Source organism: Mycetohabitans sp. B46, assembly GCF_037389205.1.
GTDB lineage: Bacteria > Pseudomonadota > Gammaproteobacteria > Burkholderiales > Burkholderiaceae > Mycetohabitans.
In genome coordinates this window covers 142,002-158,517 of record NZ_JADBGL010000007.1, presented here as the reverse complement: position 1 = coordinate 158,517, position 16,516 = coordinate 142,002, and the positions used below count along the sequence as shown (strand labels likewise).

16 protein-coding genes are annotated in these 16,516 nt (G+C 57.1%); 13 read left to right on the top strand and 3 right to left on the bottom strand.

What is annotated here, in order from left to right; translation table 11 throughout:
* Nucleotide 1: 1 nt before the first annotated feature.
* Genes sctJ through IHE30_RS09830 form a run of 3 tightly spaced genes read right to left on the bottom strand, consistent with a single transcriptional unit; the run spans nucleotide 2 to nucleotide 1,790 of the window.
* Nucleotides 2-799 carry a type III secretion system inner membrane ring lipoprotein SctJ gene (gene sctJ, locus IHE30_RS09840; protein WP_443193636.1) on the bottom strand — a complete coding sequence of 266 codons (798 nt, stop codon included), beginning with the start codon at nucleotides 797-799 and terminating at the stop codon, nucleotides 2-4.
* A 3-nt stretch (nucleotides 800-802) separates the two neighbouring features.
* Complete coding sequence (locus tag IHE30_RS09835; protein WP_337690226.1) at nucleotides 803-1,189, bottom strand: hypothetical protein; 387 nt, start codon at nucleotides 1,187-1,189, stop codon at nucleotides 803-805.
* 25 nt (nucleotides 1,190-1,214) lie between these two features.
* Complete coding sequence (locus IHE30_RS09830; RefSeq protein WP_337690225.1) at nucleotides 1,215-1,790, bottom strand: HrpB1 family type III secretion system apparatus protein; 576 nt, start codon at nucleotides 1,788-1,790, stop codon at nucleotides 1,215-1,217.
* Between the two features lie 279 nt (nucleotides 1,791-2,069).
* Here IHE30_RS09830 and sctU point away from each other — a divergent pair, with 279 nt between their 5' ends.
* The 13 genes from sctU to IHE30_RS09765 all read left to right on the top strand — a co-directional run bounded on the left by sctU (nucleotide 2,070) and on the right by IHE30_RS09765 (nucleotide 16,456).
* The gene (gene sctU, locus IHE30_RS09825; RefSeq protein ID WP_337690224.1) at nucleotides 2,070-3,125 is read left to right on the top strand and encodes a type III secretion system export apparatus subunit SctU; all 1,056 of its coding nucleotides are present in this window, start codon (nucleotides 2,070-2,072) and stop codon (nucleotides 3,123-3,125) included.
* Between the two features lie 44 nt (nucleotides 3,126-3,169).
* Nucleotides 3,170-5,254 carry a type III secretion system export apparatus subunit SctV gene (gene sctV, locus IHE30_RS09820; protein ID WP_337690223.1) on the top strand — a complete coding sequence of 695 codons (2,085 nt, stop codon included), beginning with the start codon at nucleotides 3,170-3,172 and terminating at the stop codon, nucleotides 5,252-5,254.
* Nucleotides 5,255-5,263: 9 nt separating this feature from the next.
* Nucleotides 5,264-5,884: a type III secretion system protein SctP gene (sctP, locus tag IHE30_RS09815; protein ID WP_337690222.1), complete on the top strand. Its 621-nt coding sequence runs from the start codon at nucleotides 5,264-5,266 to the stop codon at nucleotides 5,882-5,884.
* Between the two features lie 313 nt (nucleotides 5,885-6,197).
* Complete coding sequence (gene sctQ / locus IHE30_RS09810; RefSeq protein ID WP_337690220.1) at nucleotides 6,198-7,127, top strand: type III secretion system cytoplasmic ring protein SctQ; 930 nt, start codon at nucleotides 6,198-6,200, stop codon at nucleotides 7,125-7,127.
* Nucleotides 7,111-7,761, top strand: coding sequence for a type III secretion system export apparatus subunit SctR (sctR, locus tag IHE30_RS09805; protein WP_337690218.1), 651 nt, complete (start codon nucleotides 7,111-7,113; stop codon nucleotides 7,759-7,761). Before sctQ ends, sctR begins: the two co-directional genes overlap by 17 nt.
* A gap of 7 nt (nucleotides 7,762-7,768) precedes the next feature.
* A complete protein-coding gene (sctS, locus tag IHE30_RS09800; protein WP_337690216.1) occupies nucleotides 7,769-8,032 on the top strand; it encodes a type III secretion system export apparatus subunit SctS in 264 nt (87 codons plus the stop codon).
* Nucleotides 8,033-8,154: 122 nt separating this feature from the next.
* Complete coding sequence (locus tag IHE30_RS09795) at nucleotides 8,155-8,991, top strand: hypothetical protein (protein ID WP_337690215.1); 837 nt, start codon at nucleotides 8,155-8,157, stop codon at nucleotides 8,989-8,991.
* Nucleotides 8,992-9,127: 136 nt separating this feature from the next.
* The gene (locus IHE30_RS09790) at nucleotides 9,128-10,315 is read left to right on the top strand and encodes a type III secretion protein SctD (protein ID WP_337690213.1); all 1,188 of its coding nucleotides are present in this window, start codon (nucleotides 9,128-9,130) and stop codon (nucleotides 10,313-10,315) included.
* A gap of 14 nt (nucleotides 10,316-10,329) precedes the next feature.
* Entirely contained in the window at nucleotides 10,330-10,563 is a 234-nt protein-coding gene (locus IHE30_RS09785) for a type III secretion protein (RefSeq protein ID WP_337690211.1), read from the top strand.
* A gap of 45 nt (nucleotides 10,564-10,608) precedes the next feature.
* Nucleotides 10,609-10,830, top strand: coding sequence for a hypothetical protein (locus IHE30_RS09780; protein ID WP_337690208.1), 222 nt, complete (start codon nucleotides 10,609-10,611; stop codon nucleotides 10,828-10,830).
* A gap of 66 nt (nucleotides 10,831-10,896) precedes the next feature.
* A complete protein-coding gene (locus IHE30_RS09775; RefSeq protein WP_337690206.1) occupies nucleotides 10,897-11,352 on the top strand; it encodes a CesT family type III secretion system chaperone in 456 nt (151 codons plus the stop codon).
* Nucleotides 11,353-11,525: 173 nt separating this feature from the next.
* A complete protein-coding gene (locus tag IHE30_RS09770; protein ID WP_337690205.1) occupies nucleotides 11,526-13,115 on the top strand; it encodes a winged helix-turn-helix domain-containing protein in 1,590 nt (529 codons plus the stop codon).
* A gap of 671 nt (nucleotides 13,116-13,786) precedes the next feature.
* Nucleotides 13,787-16,456, top strand: a complete 2,670-nt coding sequence (locus tag IHE30_RS09765) for a hypothetical protein (protein ID WP_337690203.1) — start codon at nucleotides 13,787-13,789, stop codon at nucleotides 16,454-16,456.
* The last annotated feature ends 60 nt before the right edge of the window (nucleotides 16,457-16,516 follow it).

Sequence of the window (16,516 nt, the reverse complement as noted above, 5' to 3'; positions counted from 1 at the left end):
GTTACGATGCCGAAGCCGAACTATTCTGCTTGGGTCGAATGCCGATCCGCTTAGCCAGTTGAGCGACCAACGTTCGGCCGTTTCTCGCTCCGTTCCGGCCCAGCCACCACGCCAATGGAAACAATATCGCACACAGTACCACTGCAATCAACGGAAGTAGATAGGATTGCCTGTTTTGCATGCGAGACAAATCCAGTGGATCTGCCGGTACCGCCGTGACACTCACCGCGTCATAAGTCAGGCCCTCGACACTGTGCATGACAAGTGTCTTAATTTGCGGAACCAGTGCGGCCGTGTCCGAATCGGGTCGATACTTGATAAACACGGATGCCGACGATGGCTTTGTTTGCAACGCCAGAGGGTCGTTGTTCGGCAATACGATCTGCACCCGCGCAACGACGACGCCATCTATTTTGGACAGCGTATCCGACAACTCCTGCGACAACCCGTATATAAAGCGTACTCGTTCCTCCGTCGGCGTGGAAACCAGCCCATCTTTCTTAAACAGATTACCAAGGTCGTCGTATTTTGCATGAGGCAGCCCGCGGGAGCGAAGCACCGCCATCGCGCGTACTATTTCTGTTTCATCAACATCCAGCGACCACGTTTTGCCATTGTCCGCCGTGGTCTTGGACGCGTCTACGCCATGCTCGAGCAGTGCAACCATCATTTCATTGGCATCTTGCTCGGAAAGATTATTGTATAGCTCCTTCTGGCATCCCCACAGCGAGATGCACAGGACGAGCATCATAGCGAGCCGCCCGGCCCGATGCGCGGCACCGCGTCGTTGGGCAAGCATAATTTATTGGTTTTTCAGTAATGTATCGATTGAATTTTTTGGTGCCATGGTTATCGCCTGGCTCATAGAGATATTCGCATGCACCATGGTCGATTCGGACAAGATCCGGCACGTTGCCATCGTCATCTCCGGCATAGACATGCTCATTGCCTGCTGCGGCAGCGCGTTCATATCATTGAATAACTGCTGCATTTGCACATCCTGGGCGCCAAGTATACGACCCAACGTCGATGGCCCATTATCTGCACCACTGGATGGGTCTACCATATCGGCTCGTTCCATTAACGCCTGAAATTTTCCGATCGCCTCTGCGGACGGCGCAGTCTTACCTCCTTCCAATCCAGTAGCGGGCGCCATCGGCATGACCATTAAGTTAAGTACCTGTGCCATATCGCTTCTCCAGGTTACAATCGCGTCATAAGCGAATGAAATTTGTGTGTTCGGCAAAGGAGAGGTTCGCACCAGGTTGCTCCGTCTGCTTCCCTGCCTGCTTGGCTTGCTCAAATGCACGCATCTGTTCCGCACATGATTCGGGAAGAACGAATTGCCCGGTTTTTTCATATGTTTGTATAGCGTCGCGTAGATCCGCACGGGCCTCGATCGAACGGATCAGACTTTTTGTATCTTCTGCCGGATTGGATGCTTCAAGGTCAGCCGCAACTTGGCGCCATGACATATCCCCCTTTGAAAATAAGGCCAGCGCAAGCAGCCCTTTAGCGTAAGAAAAGTCCGGTTTTTTGCTGACCAGCGACTGCAGTGTCAATATTGCCTCGTCCCATTTACCGCGCGACATCCAGAGCATGCTCTCAAGCGCATCGATTTCTTGTGCTTTCGGGCACACTACGCGTAATGCATCGATTACCATCTCCACATCATCGGAGTCGATTGCGCCAGACTTAAAATCGATTTGCTGGGAAAGCGATACGACTTCGATCAAGCCGCCAATAACAAGCTTGTCGATGTTCATATATTGCTGAGACGAGATAGTCATTGCGCAAAGCTCCTGATATATCGCAACGGACTTCTCCCGTTGCATGCTTGTCCGGATCGGTATATTCGCAAACCGATTCGTCTATCAAACAATAGCGTTACCCAAAAGGCGGGAAGGCGCAGCAGCGAAGCGTGCGCCACATACGCGAAGATTTAACTGAGTTCGGATCAGACGCCTGCGCTTCGCGCGTATGCGAACCGATTCGCGCATGAACGGTATCGTGACCTGGCGCCAGAGGCTCTCGCGCCACTGCCCGCCGTAGATCGACGGAGAACGCCGATGAGCGATGAAAAAACCGAACAACCCACTGAGAAGCGGCTTCGAGACGCCCGGCGTGACGGCCAAGTAGCGAAAAGCACTGACTTGACAGACGCTGTGGTTCTATGTGCGGTCATTGCGACGATCGTTGCAGCCGCAACCACATTTTCCGACGCATTCCGAAGTTTGATTCATACAACACTGGACTTTGTCACGACTGACCGTTCGCCGGAGACGCTCATCGCATGGCTGATCAAACTTGGCCAGGCATCGTTGATCGTTATCGTGCCATGCGTGTTCGCTGCAGCACTGTCCGCGTTCGCCGCGTTGTTCGGTCAAGTTGGCTTCCAAATCAGCACGAAGCCGGTCACCCCCAATCCGATGGCTGTTAGTCCCGCCAGCGGACTCAAGCGGATATTCTCGCTTCGGACGCTGGTCGACCTTGGCAAGTCGCTGTTAAAAGCGACACTGGTCATGTGTGTGATGTGGGTCACGATTCGCGGGTTGATCCCGCTGATCGCCACATCCTTGTATCAACCTTTGCCGGAGCTATGCCGGCTGCTGTGGTCGGTCTTTCTCAAACTGCTGGCTGTCGCCGCGCTCATTTTTGCCATCATTGGTGCGTTCGACTTCAGGTTGCAACATATGCTGTTTATCCGGCAGATGCGAATGAGCAAGGACGAAATCAAGCGGGAGTATAAACAGCAGGAGGGCGATCCACAACTCAAAGGCGAACGCAAACGCATCGCACGTCAGTGGGCACAAGAGGCGCCGCCTCGCCTGCGTATTGGACTCGCCAACGCGCTGATCGTCAATCCGACACACTATGCAGTCGCAATACGATACGCACCGTCCGAGTACCCGCTGCCGCTCGTCATTGCAAAGGGCCAGAACGAAAGCGCTGCCGAACTCCGGCGTGCGGCCGTGCAGGCACGCGTACCGATCATTGGTAACCCGCCAGTTGCACGTACATTACATCGCGTCGAGATCGATGAACCCATCCCGGAGGAGTTGTTTGAAGCCGTGGCGGCCATTCTCCGGTGGGTCGATTCTCTCGGGCCAAGAAGCACCTCATAGTTGACTATCGCATGACCGTATCGAATCGCGAATAAAGAGCTATCATGTCAAAAGCCCTCAAGTTGCCTGCAGCCGGTGAGATTGGCGTTGCGCTCGTGGTCGTTGCGATTATTTCGCTGATGATCCTGCCACTCCCGACACTTTTGATTGACGTGCTGCTGGCCTGCAATATCGCAATCAGTGTCACATTGCTGATGATCACGATGTACGTGCCCGACATCGTCGCGTTGTCTGTCTTTCCGTCCCTGCTTCTCTTTACCACGCTATACCGCCTGTCGCTCAATATCGCGTCAACAAAATCCATTTTATTGCACGCCGATGCCGGTCATATCATCGAAGCATTCGGTCAGCTTGTCGTCGGTGGCAATTTGGTGGTCGGACTAGTCGTCTTCATTATCATCACGACCGTTCAATTCATCGTCATCGCCAAAGGCTCGGAACGGGTCGCAGAAGTCGGGGCTCGATTCACGCTGGACGCGCTCCCTGGCAAACAGATGAGTATCGATGCCGACTTGCGCGCCAATTTGTTGACCGCGGACGAAGCACGCCGCAAACGTGCGACGCTGGCTGTTGAAAGCCAGCTGCACGGCGGGATGGACGGCGCAATGAAGTTCGTCAAAGGCGACGCAATCGCCGGGCTGATCATCACGGGGATCAATATCATCGCAGGCATCGCGGTTGGCGTTGCGTATCATGGAATGAGCGCAGCGGACGCGGCCAACCGATTTGCGATCCTGTCGGTCGGCGATGCAATGGTTTCGCAGATTCCTTCGCTGCTCCTCTCCGTCGCGGCCGGCGTCATGATTACAAGAGTCGCGGACGAACGTGATGCAAACCCCCAATCGCTCGGTAGCGAAATGGGCCGACAGCTCAGCTCCAGCACGCGCGCACTGTATTTCGCGGCTGTGCTGTTGATCGGGTTTTCGGCTGTTCCCGGATTCCCGGCGCCTCTGTTCTTTCTGCTGTCAGCCACGCTAGCATTTTGTGGCTATAGGCTGGGTCAGAAGCGCCCATCTTCGGGTGATCAGCGCAGCGAGGCGGTCAGTTCAATGCAGCGAGCGGGCGGCAAAGGCGAAGCCGGTGGAATTCTCCCGCGCGCGCCCCAGTTTACACCACCGGTCGGCGTCCGGATCGCCACTGATTTAATGCCACGTTTATCGGCGCCTGCGCTGGACAAGTCATTTGCGAAAGAACGCCACGCGCTGCAGGAGGAGCTCGGGTTGCCGTTTCCTGGCATTACGATGTGGGCCAGCGACACAACCGCCAGCGCTAGCTTCGAAGTACTGATACATGACGTGCCCTATATCACGCTTGAACTGCCGCCCGGTAAAGTGATGCTGCCACTGGAATCGTCCACGCCTGGCGCCAATGCGCCCGATTCTGGGGCCAACGCACTGCGCGCACGCGCCGAACCCTGCGGCGGACTGGACGGTGGACCCGGCCCGACGTGGTGGATCGACGAAAAGGCGCTACCGCCCAAAGCCTCCGCCTGGAAAGCGGAAGAGATCATCGCCCGCACGACGATCATGTTACTGCGGCGTCATGCGTCATTGTTTCTCGGTATCCAGGAAGTACAGTGGATCCTTGAGCAGCAGGGCACAGACTATCCAGGACTTGTTACCGAGGTCCAGAAGGCCGTTCCGCCGCAACGCATCGCGGATGTACTCAGGCGGTTACTTGAAGAGCAGGTGCCGATCCGCAACATGCGCACCATTCTCGAAAGCCTGCTTGCCTGGGGAACGAAGGAGAAAGACATGCTGATGCTCACCGAATACGTACGCGGCGACCTGGCCCGATTTCTCGCACATCGGGCCACCGGCGGCGCACGTCAACTCGACGCCGTGCTGCTCGATCTGCCTGTCGAGCAGCATATTCGACAAGCAATCAAGCAGACGCCAACAGGAAACTACCTGGCGCTTCCACCCGACGAGATCAACTTCTTGGTTGAAAAAGTTAAATCCTTTGCCGGCACCGAACCACGGGAAGGTGTCGCTCTTGTTACCTCAATGGATATTCGTCGATATGTACGTCGGATCATCGAGGGACGACTAAGCTGGCTCCCGGTTTACTCCTATCAGGAACTCGGGGAGCACGTCGAACTACGCCCGCTGGGCCGCGTAACAGCATAACCTTTATCCATGACGTCCATTCGCAATCGTCCAGTGCGGGTCATTCCCCGCCATCATGACAGGCACGACAGCTCCCCGATACATAATCGCCGGCCGCGGCTTGACTATGCGTCACTCGCGCGCCGCGCCAAGCCACTACCAGACACCAAACCGTCAGTTGACAAATATAGCCCGAATCGCATTGCCTCTGGATTCGTTCTTGCGATTGATCCGGATGCAGATAGTGACGACGAATCGCCGTCCGATGAAAATGCCGACCGGGCCTCGCGCGCAGTGCGCCGGCGGCTCCGTTCAGCGGTTCAGCCCGTCGTAGAAAAAATACTGCGCGAACAAGGTTCAATGCTCGACATGGCTCGCCGACTGGCTCAGGAAATTGCAGCGTTTTGCACAGACGGCGCAATTAACAACACAGGCACCTGGGAAGCATCTTTACCGCTGGATCCAGCCCTGCTACCGGATACGACGCTTAACCTGACGCTTTCGTATTCCACACTATCGCTTCGCTTCGACACGACGGACGATAAAGCGCGAGAGCTAATCTTATCCCACGCATCAATGCTCGAGCACGAGTTGGATACACTGCTGCAAGCATGGGGGGCACCGCGGGATATAAAACTGACGGTATGGTAACGAAACCGTTCACCCGAGGGCCGGAAACAGGCACCGATAAACCTCAACACGATAGCGGATGAGGATGAATTTGCCGATTGTCGAACTGCCATGCGGTCCTCTCAGCGACGTGCGCTGGCGCCCCCTGGCAATCGAGCCACCGGTTGCCAGGGCTGCGAGACTGCTTTGCGATAGCCGTCTACCGCAAGCGCTACAGCAACTGGCTGGCGTCGAAGACTGGAAAGCCACGCTGGACAACGGCCAGCGCGACTGGCTCGAGCCCACACTGATTGAACTCGCACACCCAAAAGGACACGTAAGCATCACATTTGATTTGGCTAACTACCCGGCGCTCAAGCCGGTAGTACAATCACAATCCGCTGCGGCGGCAGGGCAAGCGAACATAAACAACGAGCAGGCACTGCGTGTTGCGATAGCCAACATCTTGATTCAGCCGGTGCTTTCTGTATTGTCGGCAATCGGACTCGGCGATCTGCGACTGAGTCGTCTGGAACAAATCGCCAATCGGAAAGCCTTTAACTTGGGCCGGAACGACATACCGGCAATCGATATATCGTTCACGCACGAGAGTCGTCGCCACGCAGCAACGGTCGCACTGGACATTCCTCTGCTAGAGCCGCCTGAACATTTTTTTGCGCAGTTCTATGCGCAAACACAGGTTTTTCAATTGCCGCAAGAGCATCCCTGGCTCACATACGTGCGCTTACCAGGCAGGCTAATCGTTGGTTTTCGAACGTTGACGATCTCGGCGCTCGATAGAATAGCGGCAGGGGACGTGGTGCTGCGAGCCGCATGGTCGGACGTGTCGACTCTAGTAACCCAAGACGCCACACCGATACATGCGACCGCCGCATGGGGAACGCCAGGGCTGCTCCGTATTCATGCGAAGGTTGAAATCAGTGGGCGTCAGTTCACTATCCTACAGGACCCCTATATGACAGACGATGTCGATACATCGCCCGGTAACGAGACACTTACCAGCGATACGCGCGATGAAGTCATCAATGTCGGCGAGTTGGAATTACCCATTCAACTCGAAATTGACACTATCGCGCTGCCACTTTCGGAAATTTATGCGTTGCGCGCCGGATACGTGCTCGAGCTCACTAATCCGGTGGAGTCCGTCCAGGTCAAGCTGGTCGCCCATGGACGGACAATAGGCTATGCCGAACTGGTAAGCGTCGGAGATCATCTCGGCGTACGAATCCTCCGTATGGTGCAAGGCAATGTTCCAGCCGAGTGACTTTACCGGATTAATGCTGATTGTGATGGCAATCGGCATTATTCCAATGCTGGCCATCGTGGTCACATCCTATACGAAAATTGTGATCGTCCTGAGCTTACTGCGTAACGCGTTGGGCGCTCAGCAAGTACCGCCTAACATGGTACTAAATGGAATCGCTATCCTTGTATCGCTTTATATTATGGCCCCCATCGGAATGGCCGCAGCCAAGCGCGTCGAGGCTCAACCTAACACCGGTACGCTGTCGCAAGGGGTCGTCCAAACATTCGACTCCGTGCAAGAACCGTTTCGCGCTTTTCTAAAGCAACACGCGAAAGAACGGGAAAAACGCTTTTTCATTCGCTCCGCTGCAGTCATCTGGCCCAAAGAAATGGCCGACAGCCTGCATGAGGACGACTTTATCGTACTCGCACCGGCGTTCACTTTGTCCGAGTTGACCGATGCGTTCAAAATCGGTTTTCTACTTTATATTACCTTTGTCGTCATAGACTTGATTATTGCCAACGTACTCCTGGCAATGGGGCTTAACCAAGTTATGCCGACCAATGTCGCGATTCCATTCAAGCTATTGCTATTCGTCGTCATGGATGGCTGGTCTACCCTGATTCATGGACTAATCCTGACATATCGATAACGACACTATGGACATCAACACACTAGTACGCTTTACGATGCAAGGCATGTTGCTTTGCATGTACGTGTCTTTGCCGATCGTTATCATCGCTGCTGCTGTCGGCTTGGCCGTATCTTTTCTCCAAGCGATCACATCGATGCAGGACCAGGCGCTATCGCACGGTGTCAAACTGATCGCCGTCACCATCGCCATAGCAGTGCTCGCGCCGTTTTCAGCTGCCGCCGTGCTGCGATTTGCCAACGAAGTGTTCCAAATGGCGATACCAAATTGAATACCATAAACCGATACCCAGGTGCGTTGCAAACGGGTGGTGCACTGCCCGTCACGGCTAGCTCGCAAAAAAACACGTCAGCCCGGTCGGCAAAGAGTGCGTCGCTGTACCGGGGCGCAACGGTGTTCGGATACGCATCTGCGAATGCACAGCAAGCGAAAGCGTTCAATGCGCTGGCCCGCCGTCTGGCATTGTCGCGCTTTAGATCGCGCTTCACTCGGCGCAAGTCCGCCCACGCCGCAGGCGCATACGAGGATGGTGATGGTGACGAGGAAGACGCAGTAGCCAACTTGCATACCAGAGTCCAAGCGCCTTCGGCCTTTGGCGGCTCCGCAGACGGCGGCGAGCATGGCAAGCAGCATGAAGGCAGGGGGGACAGACGTGAGAGCGGCACGTGCACGTTCCGACGAAGCAAACTCAACAAGGGCGCCGCGCCTCCAGCGCTCTCTAACCCGATACAGCATCTGGTCGATCCAGACGGTACGCTTCGAGTCAGAGAAGCCGCGCAGGTTATGGCTCAACAGCTTCTTCAACTCAGAGACAGGCTGCTTCAAGACGACCGCACGAAAATCGACACCAGCGTGTACAGGCTTTTGACTCAATGGTTGCAACTACAGCCGCAGGGTCACCTGACGGCGTTGACCATCGCAAAACTTGGCGAACTATTGCAATGGGCCGATGCTGCCCTCGCAGATCATCGTCGCGACAGCCAGCAGCGGACACAACAGTCGTTGCATACCGCAACGGCTGGCACTCATGCCACGGCTAATGCCCGTGCAGCCGAAGGCAGCGATACGGACCAGTCCACACCAGGCGTACTGGATCGCGCACAACGCTTCAACATTCTAGTCCCTCTGTTAATACTCAAGCTGTTTCGTCCTGTGACCGCACCCCAGCGCGCCGATGCAATTCGGCGTTTACAGCTTCGAATCGCCGCCGCCCATTTCCTGCATGCCTAAATGAGTGTTTCAATCTTCGCTCACCAAGGGGTTGGTTCGCATCACCCCATAACGCACTGAATGATCACGCTACAGTAAGCTTCAGTCGATACCGGTTACGTTTCCTCAAGACCTCGGCCAACCAACTGTGATGATCATGAAGCTGTTACGAGTTCTCACCGGTGTACACGCAGGCGCCCAAGTACGGCTGGCGCCCGGCGTATACCGAGTAGCAGCGGATGATGATGCTGATATTCGGCTTTCAGACTGGACCGGCGCCGATCTGACGCTCACCGTGAACGGCGACAATGTAGTAACGGCAACACGCGCTGCGACAAACAGTATTAAAGTCGGGCTAACCAGCGCGCAGCATACAAAGGACGGCCATTTTACCGGGCAGAATGGTCCTCAGGGTGCGGCTGCTGCCTCAGGCAACCGCGCCACCGCAGAAACAGAACAAGTCGAGCCAGTACTCCTTCTCGATTTCGTACCGATGCAGTTTGATGATACGGTTGTTTGCATCGGCCCATCCGATGCGCGCTGGCCACCAGACGTCGACCTTCTAGCCGTTCTTTTGGTCAAGCCAAACGAAGAGCGGCGACAAGCAAAGCGCGCCCGTCAACGCAAGATCGCGGGAATAACCCTGGCTTGCGTGGCCGTTGGAATGACGATCTCGCTTGCCGTACTATTGACGTCAATCCAGGACAGCCGCGCCGCCAGACGGCATGACATCGGCGATCTCGCACAACATGTTAACCGGATGCTGTCCGAACAGAAGCTGACCGAGGTGCATGCGGACGTCGCCGGCGCGTCCATCCGCGTGACAGGAATGGTGCCGACCGCTGCTGCCGACCTTGCCGTTCGAGACCTGCTGCAACGAACTGCTCCCGGCGTCACGCTGCGCCAGTACGACATAGCAGAAATCGATGCGCGGAACATAGCAGAGTCATTAGGAACGAGCGGTGTACAGGTGTCGTACGCGGGTAACGGCGTATTTGACATTACAGCGAGCGTGGCCGACCCGGATAAGCTTCGCTCGGCAATTGAGCGAGTCAAGCGGGATCTGAACGGAAACGTCAAGGTACTGCGCACCCATATACAGGCTATTGAGAAAAATCCTTGGCCAACCGAATATTCTGAGATGATCGCTTCGGACTCGATTGAGTATGCGCAAGCTCCGGATGGAACCAAGCATATTTATATCAATGCCGCGTCCTCAGTCGGAGCTGGCGCAGCACCTGAAGCTACGAACCCGGTTGACAATGCGATTGCAGCATCCGCTGCGACGCCGCCTGTCGCCTCTAATCAGACGTCCGGCATCGAGGCGTCCGGAGTTACTCACTAGACCAGGAGAGTTCCATGTACAAAGCACTGGACGCATGCGCCGCCGATTTTAACGATCTACCGAAATTCATCACCGATACCTCCCGCGTCGCAACCATTCGCTCAGCGCTGGAAGCCACAGCGCAGCGTATCGCGGAAGAGACCGGAGAAACTGAAGTTGACCGGGATAACTTGACAAAGCTGTATCGCGGTCTTCTCGCGGCGAGCAGGATCGTCGCGCAATTGCACGAAAAACGATGCGCGGAGTAACTTGGCATTGTTTTTCGTTTCCCTTAACCGTGTAAGGAGTTATATATGAGCTGGATGAATAAAGCGGGGGACTTAGTTAATCATGGAGGCCAAGCATTCAATAACGCGGAAACTGCCTCTTCGTTGACTAACTCGACCAAGCAGACCGAAGCAATGTCGAATCTCGCAACGGCACTAAATGTAGAGCTGCAGGGAACCTTGACGCGCAATAACTTAATCGATAAATGCGCGTCCGGTCTCAAGGAGCAAGTGCAAGCTCAACGATAGTATGGTTACAGGTGCGCACCACGCGCACCTGCCTTAATTAAGCAAGCACACTAAACTTAATAGTCAATGAACGGCGAACGGTACGGGGAACTGATTCGCGAACTGTGCGATGTCGTCGGACTTGCCGATCCGGAATACGTACTGGAAACGCGGACCATAGAAGTCCAGGGCTACGACGTACGCCTCGAATACTTCGACAACGACCTAGACGCAATCTACCTAAACTTCCATTTCGGCACCGTAACCGCAGGCCGCACGCTCAACGTATTCCGGTTGATGCTCGAAGCCAACCTGCTGATCTACGCGCAAGATCAGGCTCAAATGGGCCTAGACACCGATACCGGCGGCATCATCCTCATAATTAGAATACCGATGGACCCCGACTTGGATGGCGAGACGCTGGCCGACCTGTTGTCTCATTACGCTGAGCACGGTCATTACTGGCGGCGTAACATCATCGAATCGACGGACGAGATGTTCGAAGGCATTGTAGCGGGCGATTTTACGTGGTTGCGTGCGTAAGCTGCGCCTATCGGAGTATGTCTTCTATTTTGATATAGCAGCACGACGCGCAATTACACCATACTGTTGCCTGCGCGTAGTTCGCAACCATCGCCGTCCAATTTCCGTCCATATACTCGCTTCACTGCGGTCGCGTGGAGCGTCGACATTCCTAAAGGGAAAGGCCTGCATCGATGTCAACTCCACCTGCGATGATGGCTATCGCATTCGGGCGATACCAACTGATCCTCGATCCGGCACAATTGCACGTGGACGGCAAACCGGTCGCGATCGGCTCCCGGTCGCTCACGATTCTTCGAATTCTACTGGAGGCCAACGGCCGCACAGTCAGCACCGGTGAGTTGCGCGAGAAGGTGTGGCACAACGCGGATGTCAGCGTCAACTCGATTCAGTCGAAGGTTGCCGCACTACGGCGCGCGCTTGGCGGCGATGAGCATTGGGTCGCGACAGTCCGGGGCCAGGGTTACCGGTTCACCGGCGAGCAGCGTCCCGTGACGCTTGCGCCCGAAGCACCGTCTGGCGACGGCGTCGTCACATCAATGGGAAGCGCAAGCACCGCTCAGGCACCGCCTCATCATCGCGTCGAATCAGCACAGGCCAATACATTTTCCGAAGAGGGGAGCGGCGCGCCGCAAACCCGTGCAGCCTTGCTGCTGCCGCGCGGTACGACACCGTTTGTCGGGCGCCATGCCGAAATATCAGAACTGTTGGCAGTGGTTTCAACGGCCCACGTCGTCACGCTGACCGGCCCAGCGGGCATAGGCAAGACACGCGTCGCGTTGGAGTTGGTCCGCCGCCTGGGCACGTTGTATCAGCACGGTGTCGCCCTTGTGCATTGCGCGCCACAGCAGCACGTCGATGCGTTTGCCCGAGCATGTATTCAAGCGTGGCACCTCGAAGCATACCGCGGCGACGCACCGGGTCAATACTTGCGCGAATGGCTTAAGCCGCGCCGCATGATGCTGTTAATCCATGACGTAGACGGGCTGCCTGTCGAAACAACCCAGTACATCAACAGACTGATCGACGAAGCACCAGGGGTGTGCGTGATCGCAACGGCCAAGGATGCGCCGGGCATACACGCCGAGCACGTCGTGCGCGTATCGCCGTTACAGACGCCTTCCCCATCTTGTGGCACGTCGTCGTTGATCCCGCAATGCGATGCGCTTCAATTGCTGTTCGCCCGTTTGCACCTCCTGACGAGCCCGCGCGGCGCCACGCAACAAAGGCGCCCGCCGACGGCTGCCGGTTCGTTGTGGTACGCCGATGCAAGCCCGGAGGCAATCGCGATGGCGACGCGGGTCGCGGCACTGGCCGAGGGCATGCCGCTCGCATTGGAATTGGCAGCGTTTGCGCTCGCACAGCGGATTCATGCCGGGGAGCCGCTCGAGACAGCGCTGGCGACGCTGGCCGACACGATGCGTCCTGCGGCCGGCGACATCAATACCGGCCACGCAAGGATGACGGCGCCCGGCGCGGCGGCGTTCCTGCCGCTTATCGGGCAATGCATGGCGCAGTTGGGCCCGTTGGAACATGTCATGTTACGCAGCCTGGCGAGATTCGAACACGCCGTGACACGCGATGCAATGCTGTATCGATTAAGAGAAGCACCACAGTTGGCGTCGGTGCCAAGCGACGCGGTGCTCGATGCATCGCTGTCGAGGTTGATTGACTCACGCTTGATACGGGACATCGGCATGGCCGGCCAAGCCATGCTGAAAGTCAATGAGTGGCTCACTGCCAACGCCGATGCGCCTTTCTGATGCCTCGATGAAAGCCTCACCGGAAACTCATGGCACGCTTCGTTTGATGCCACATCGGAGCGCTAAACGTGACGATATGACACAGCGCAGTGCAATAGTGGGGTCGTTGACATTCTCAGCCAGCGCCGATCATGCCCGCCGATGTTATCGTTTCGCCCTCGCGAGGTGTCTTGTGCACTGCGTCCCCGGCAGTCGAGCACGCCGCCCCAAAATCCAATAGCAAAAAAACGCTTGGATCCGCCGCTCGCAAGCCAGCCGCCACGTCGCGACACACGGCGCCGCTGGACGAGCTGCGATCCAAATTGGGTATCCATCTTCGTGGAAAGCAGCCCCCTACGTCGCTCGTCTCCACGATGTCGAGCCGTACGGTCAGATCCACGCTGCCGGCCCATGCGGCCGGAGTCACGCCGGCGGACCGCGCCACACCCGGCTACAGCATCGACACGGTAGGCTTGCTAGGTGTCGATGAGCCGCGCCACTGGACGCGCGCGCAGTTGCTGAATCATCTTGTCGAAGCCAATTATCCAGGCCCGACCCTGGCGACAGCCGAGCTGGCGTACCAACTCCATACAAGCTTGGATGACGGCACGGGTGAAGTGAGCGCCGCGCGCGCCCAATTGATCTTGTTTGCGATGCACGAAGCAGGCCTACGCGACAACACGATAGCCACGATGGACAGCACGATGGCCGCGATGGTGCTGCAGCAACTGCGCGTGTTGAACTTCGACCGGCCTTTCCACGACGCGCCCACCCCAGCGGGCGACGCCCCTTTGCCCGATCAGCAACGACAAGCGTGGCGCGCGTCGTGGGAAACAGCTCGCGTGCTCGCTCGTACGGAAGAAGGGTTCGAGACGCTGCTCAAGCTGCGCGGAGAAAAGTCCGCGCCGCTATCCCGCAGTGTGGATCGGGACATGCTCTATGTGCTGTTGAATACGGCCGAGCGGATCGAGAACCACGTACGATTGGCTCAGCAGCACGACGGTCACGCGACGTCGGTGCATGCCGTGCTCGACTTTGATGACCCATCGCCATCGGGAATGGACAAGCGTCAGCAGTGGCTGCAAGGTCACTTGGCCATGAACGGGCAGAACGCCAAAACCACGCTGCTGGCCAGCCAGGTCTTCACCATCGTCAAGAAATTCTTCGACCAAACCGAACATCCGCACAGCGCGAGCGGTTCCACGCCAGAAGATCGCTTCGCGTCGTTCATTAAAACACTCACGCCCAGCGAAAAAGAGGCATTATTCGACTGGCAACAGCGCTTCCACGAAAGCGGTCGAGGAACCGACAAGGCGAAAGCATCGGGCCGTTTGAATAATTTTAGAAAGATCGTAACCTCGATCATGGGAAAAGTCGTGCCTGACAAGGTTGCCGCACTTCTCAATCGGCTACCAGACTTGCGCAAAACCAACAGAAAAACCGATAAGGCGAAGGCATCGCACCGTTTGAACAAGTTTGTGTCGGATGTCGCGCTCAGGGACCGCGAACATTGCGGCTCCCACCTAATACAGCGGATTGGCGGAGCCATGAAAGCCCCGATGATCGCGACTCGCTTCAATTCCGAGTTGACCCGCACGGCGCAGGCCGCGACTCAATCGACCACGACTGCTGTTGCTGGCGCAACCGAGAGCGGCTGGGATGCACTCAAACGCATCGTGCCGTCGCTGCATCCCGGCATGGTGGTCAAATTCAGTGACGGAGGCAGGCTCACCGTCACGACCGAACAGGTATCGGCTTCAGTCACCGCCGCGGCAAGCCAGGTCGCCCAGGCGATCCCGGTACCCTTGCCCGTGGTAGTCCCAAGCCTCAGCGCCAAGCTCTCACGCAAACGCAAGGCCACGGTGCAAATGGGGTGTACCGAGCAGCACGCCTGGCTTTTTATCGGCACGGCCCATGCGACAGGCCGCGGCGCGGGCGTCGGTGCATTAGTCGGTGCATCGTTACCAGGCAGCCTTGTCGGTGGCACCGTCGGGGTGCAATTCTTCGATTCGGAGCACGCGCGCCCCCGCGGCCTCCTCGTTCAAGTGGCCCGCCAGCTAAAAGCGGACGGCTCTGGCTACGACGACAAAGCCATGGAAGCCAGAATGAGCCATATCCTCGACACCATGAAGAGCCTATCACCCGCCAGCGCCACGGCCGAATCACGCGGCGCCAGCGAGCAATGCTGGAACGCATTGGCGCAATCGCTGGTCGGCGCGCGCGATGTGTCCGTCGGATGGATCGAGGGTGCCATGGACGAAAAACGTCATGGCGCGTCGACGGGTTTCGTCGTCAGCGCTGGCCTCCCCATTGGGCTTCCGAAACCGCTCGGTACGTCCGCTAGCGCTTCCGTGCCGGTGTCTGGCAAGCACGTGAACAACATATCGACGTCCCGCAGCGACTCCGGCCGCATGCCAACCGAAAAGCGGCATGCGGAGCGCAGCATCGAGGTCAAAGTAGAGGTCAAGGTCGGCGCTTCCGTTTCAGCTACCCTTTCGAGCGACCCAAAGAGCGGTATTAGCACCGGTCCAACCTCCAAACGCTTATGGGGCAAGCAACTTTATCAGGCGAAGGTGTCACTTTCGCGCACGCTGCCATCCTATCAGGGCAAACTCGACCCGCGCGCCTGCTTTCTGGATGTCGATTTCCCGGACGCAACCGCATATGACTATGCGACACGCCAGTTACTTGACCATGATGGCGCCCATAACGATGCCGGAATCAAGGCGGTGGACACGTATCTGGAACAGAAACGTGCCCGATCTGCCGAGCCACTGGTGGACCAGGTGGCCAGCGCGGTAAAAAATGTGCTGGAACTGCGCAACGGGACGAGGCGAACGGACAGCCATATCCATCGCTATGTGCTGACGGGCCCGGCTGCGGAACAAATCAACCTGTTGCAGGCGCACTTCGAGCAACATTACCTGCGTCCTTGGGAGGCCGGCTTGCGAGACCGCGTGTCCGCGAAGGACCTCGATAGAATGAAGCAAGCCATCGAGGCCAAACGCGAGCAGATCCTGGCCGATCCCGCTTCATGGAGATTGGCTTGCCTGGTCACGAAAGAACGCAGCGAGGTCCATGAGCCTGCTCCAGTCCTGTCCCCGTGGGTAAGAGGCCTGGCGACGGCGCTGCTGCTCGTGGATGCCAACGTGGGCGCGATTCAGATCGACGAGAAAGAAGTGGTTCACCACCGCTTTGCAACCGATGTCAATATCAAGCCGTTGCTCGACGTCTCGATGTCCGGGATCACGTTCGAGCGGCTGCGCCGCGAGGGATACCATGCCTTCATGGGCAAGCCGCGCGCGTCCGCTAAGGGGACAAGGCGTAGTAAAGGCAGCAAAGAGGCTCGTTCACAAATTTAATTGACAAGCGCGGTGCCGATGCCGCGCGTTTGCGCCCGATCGCGTGGCATCGCGTGCGGT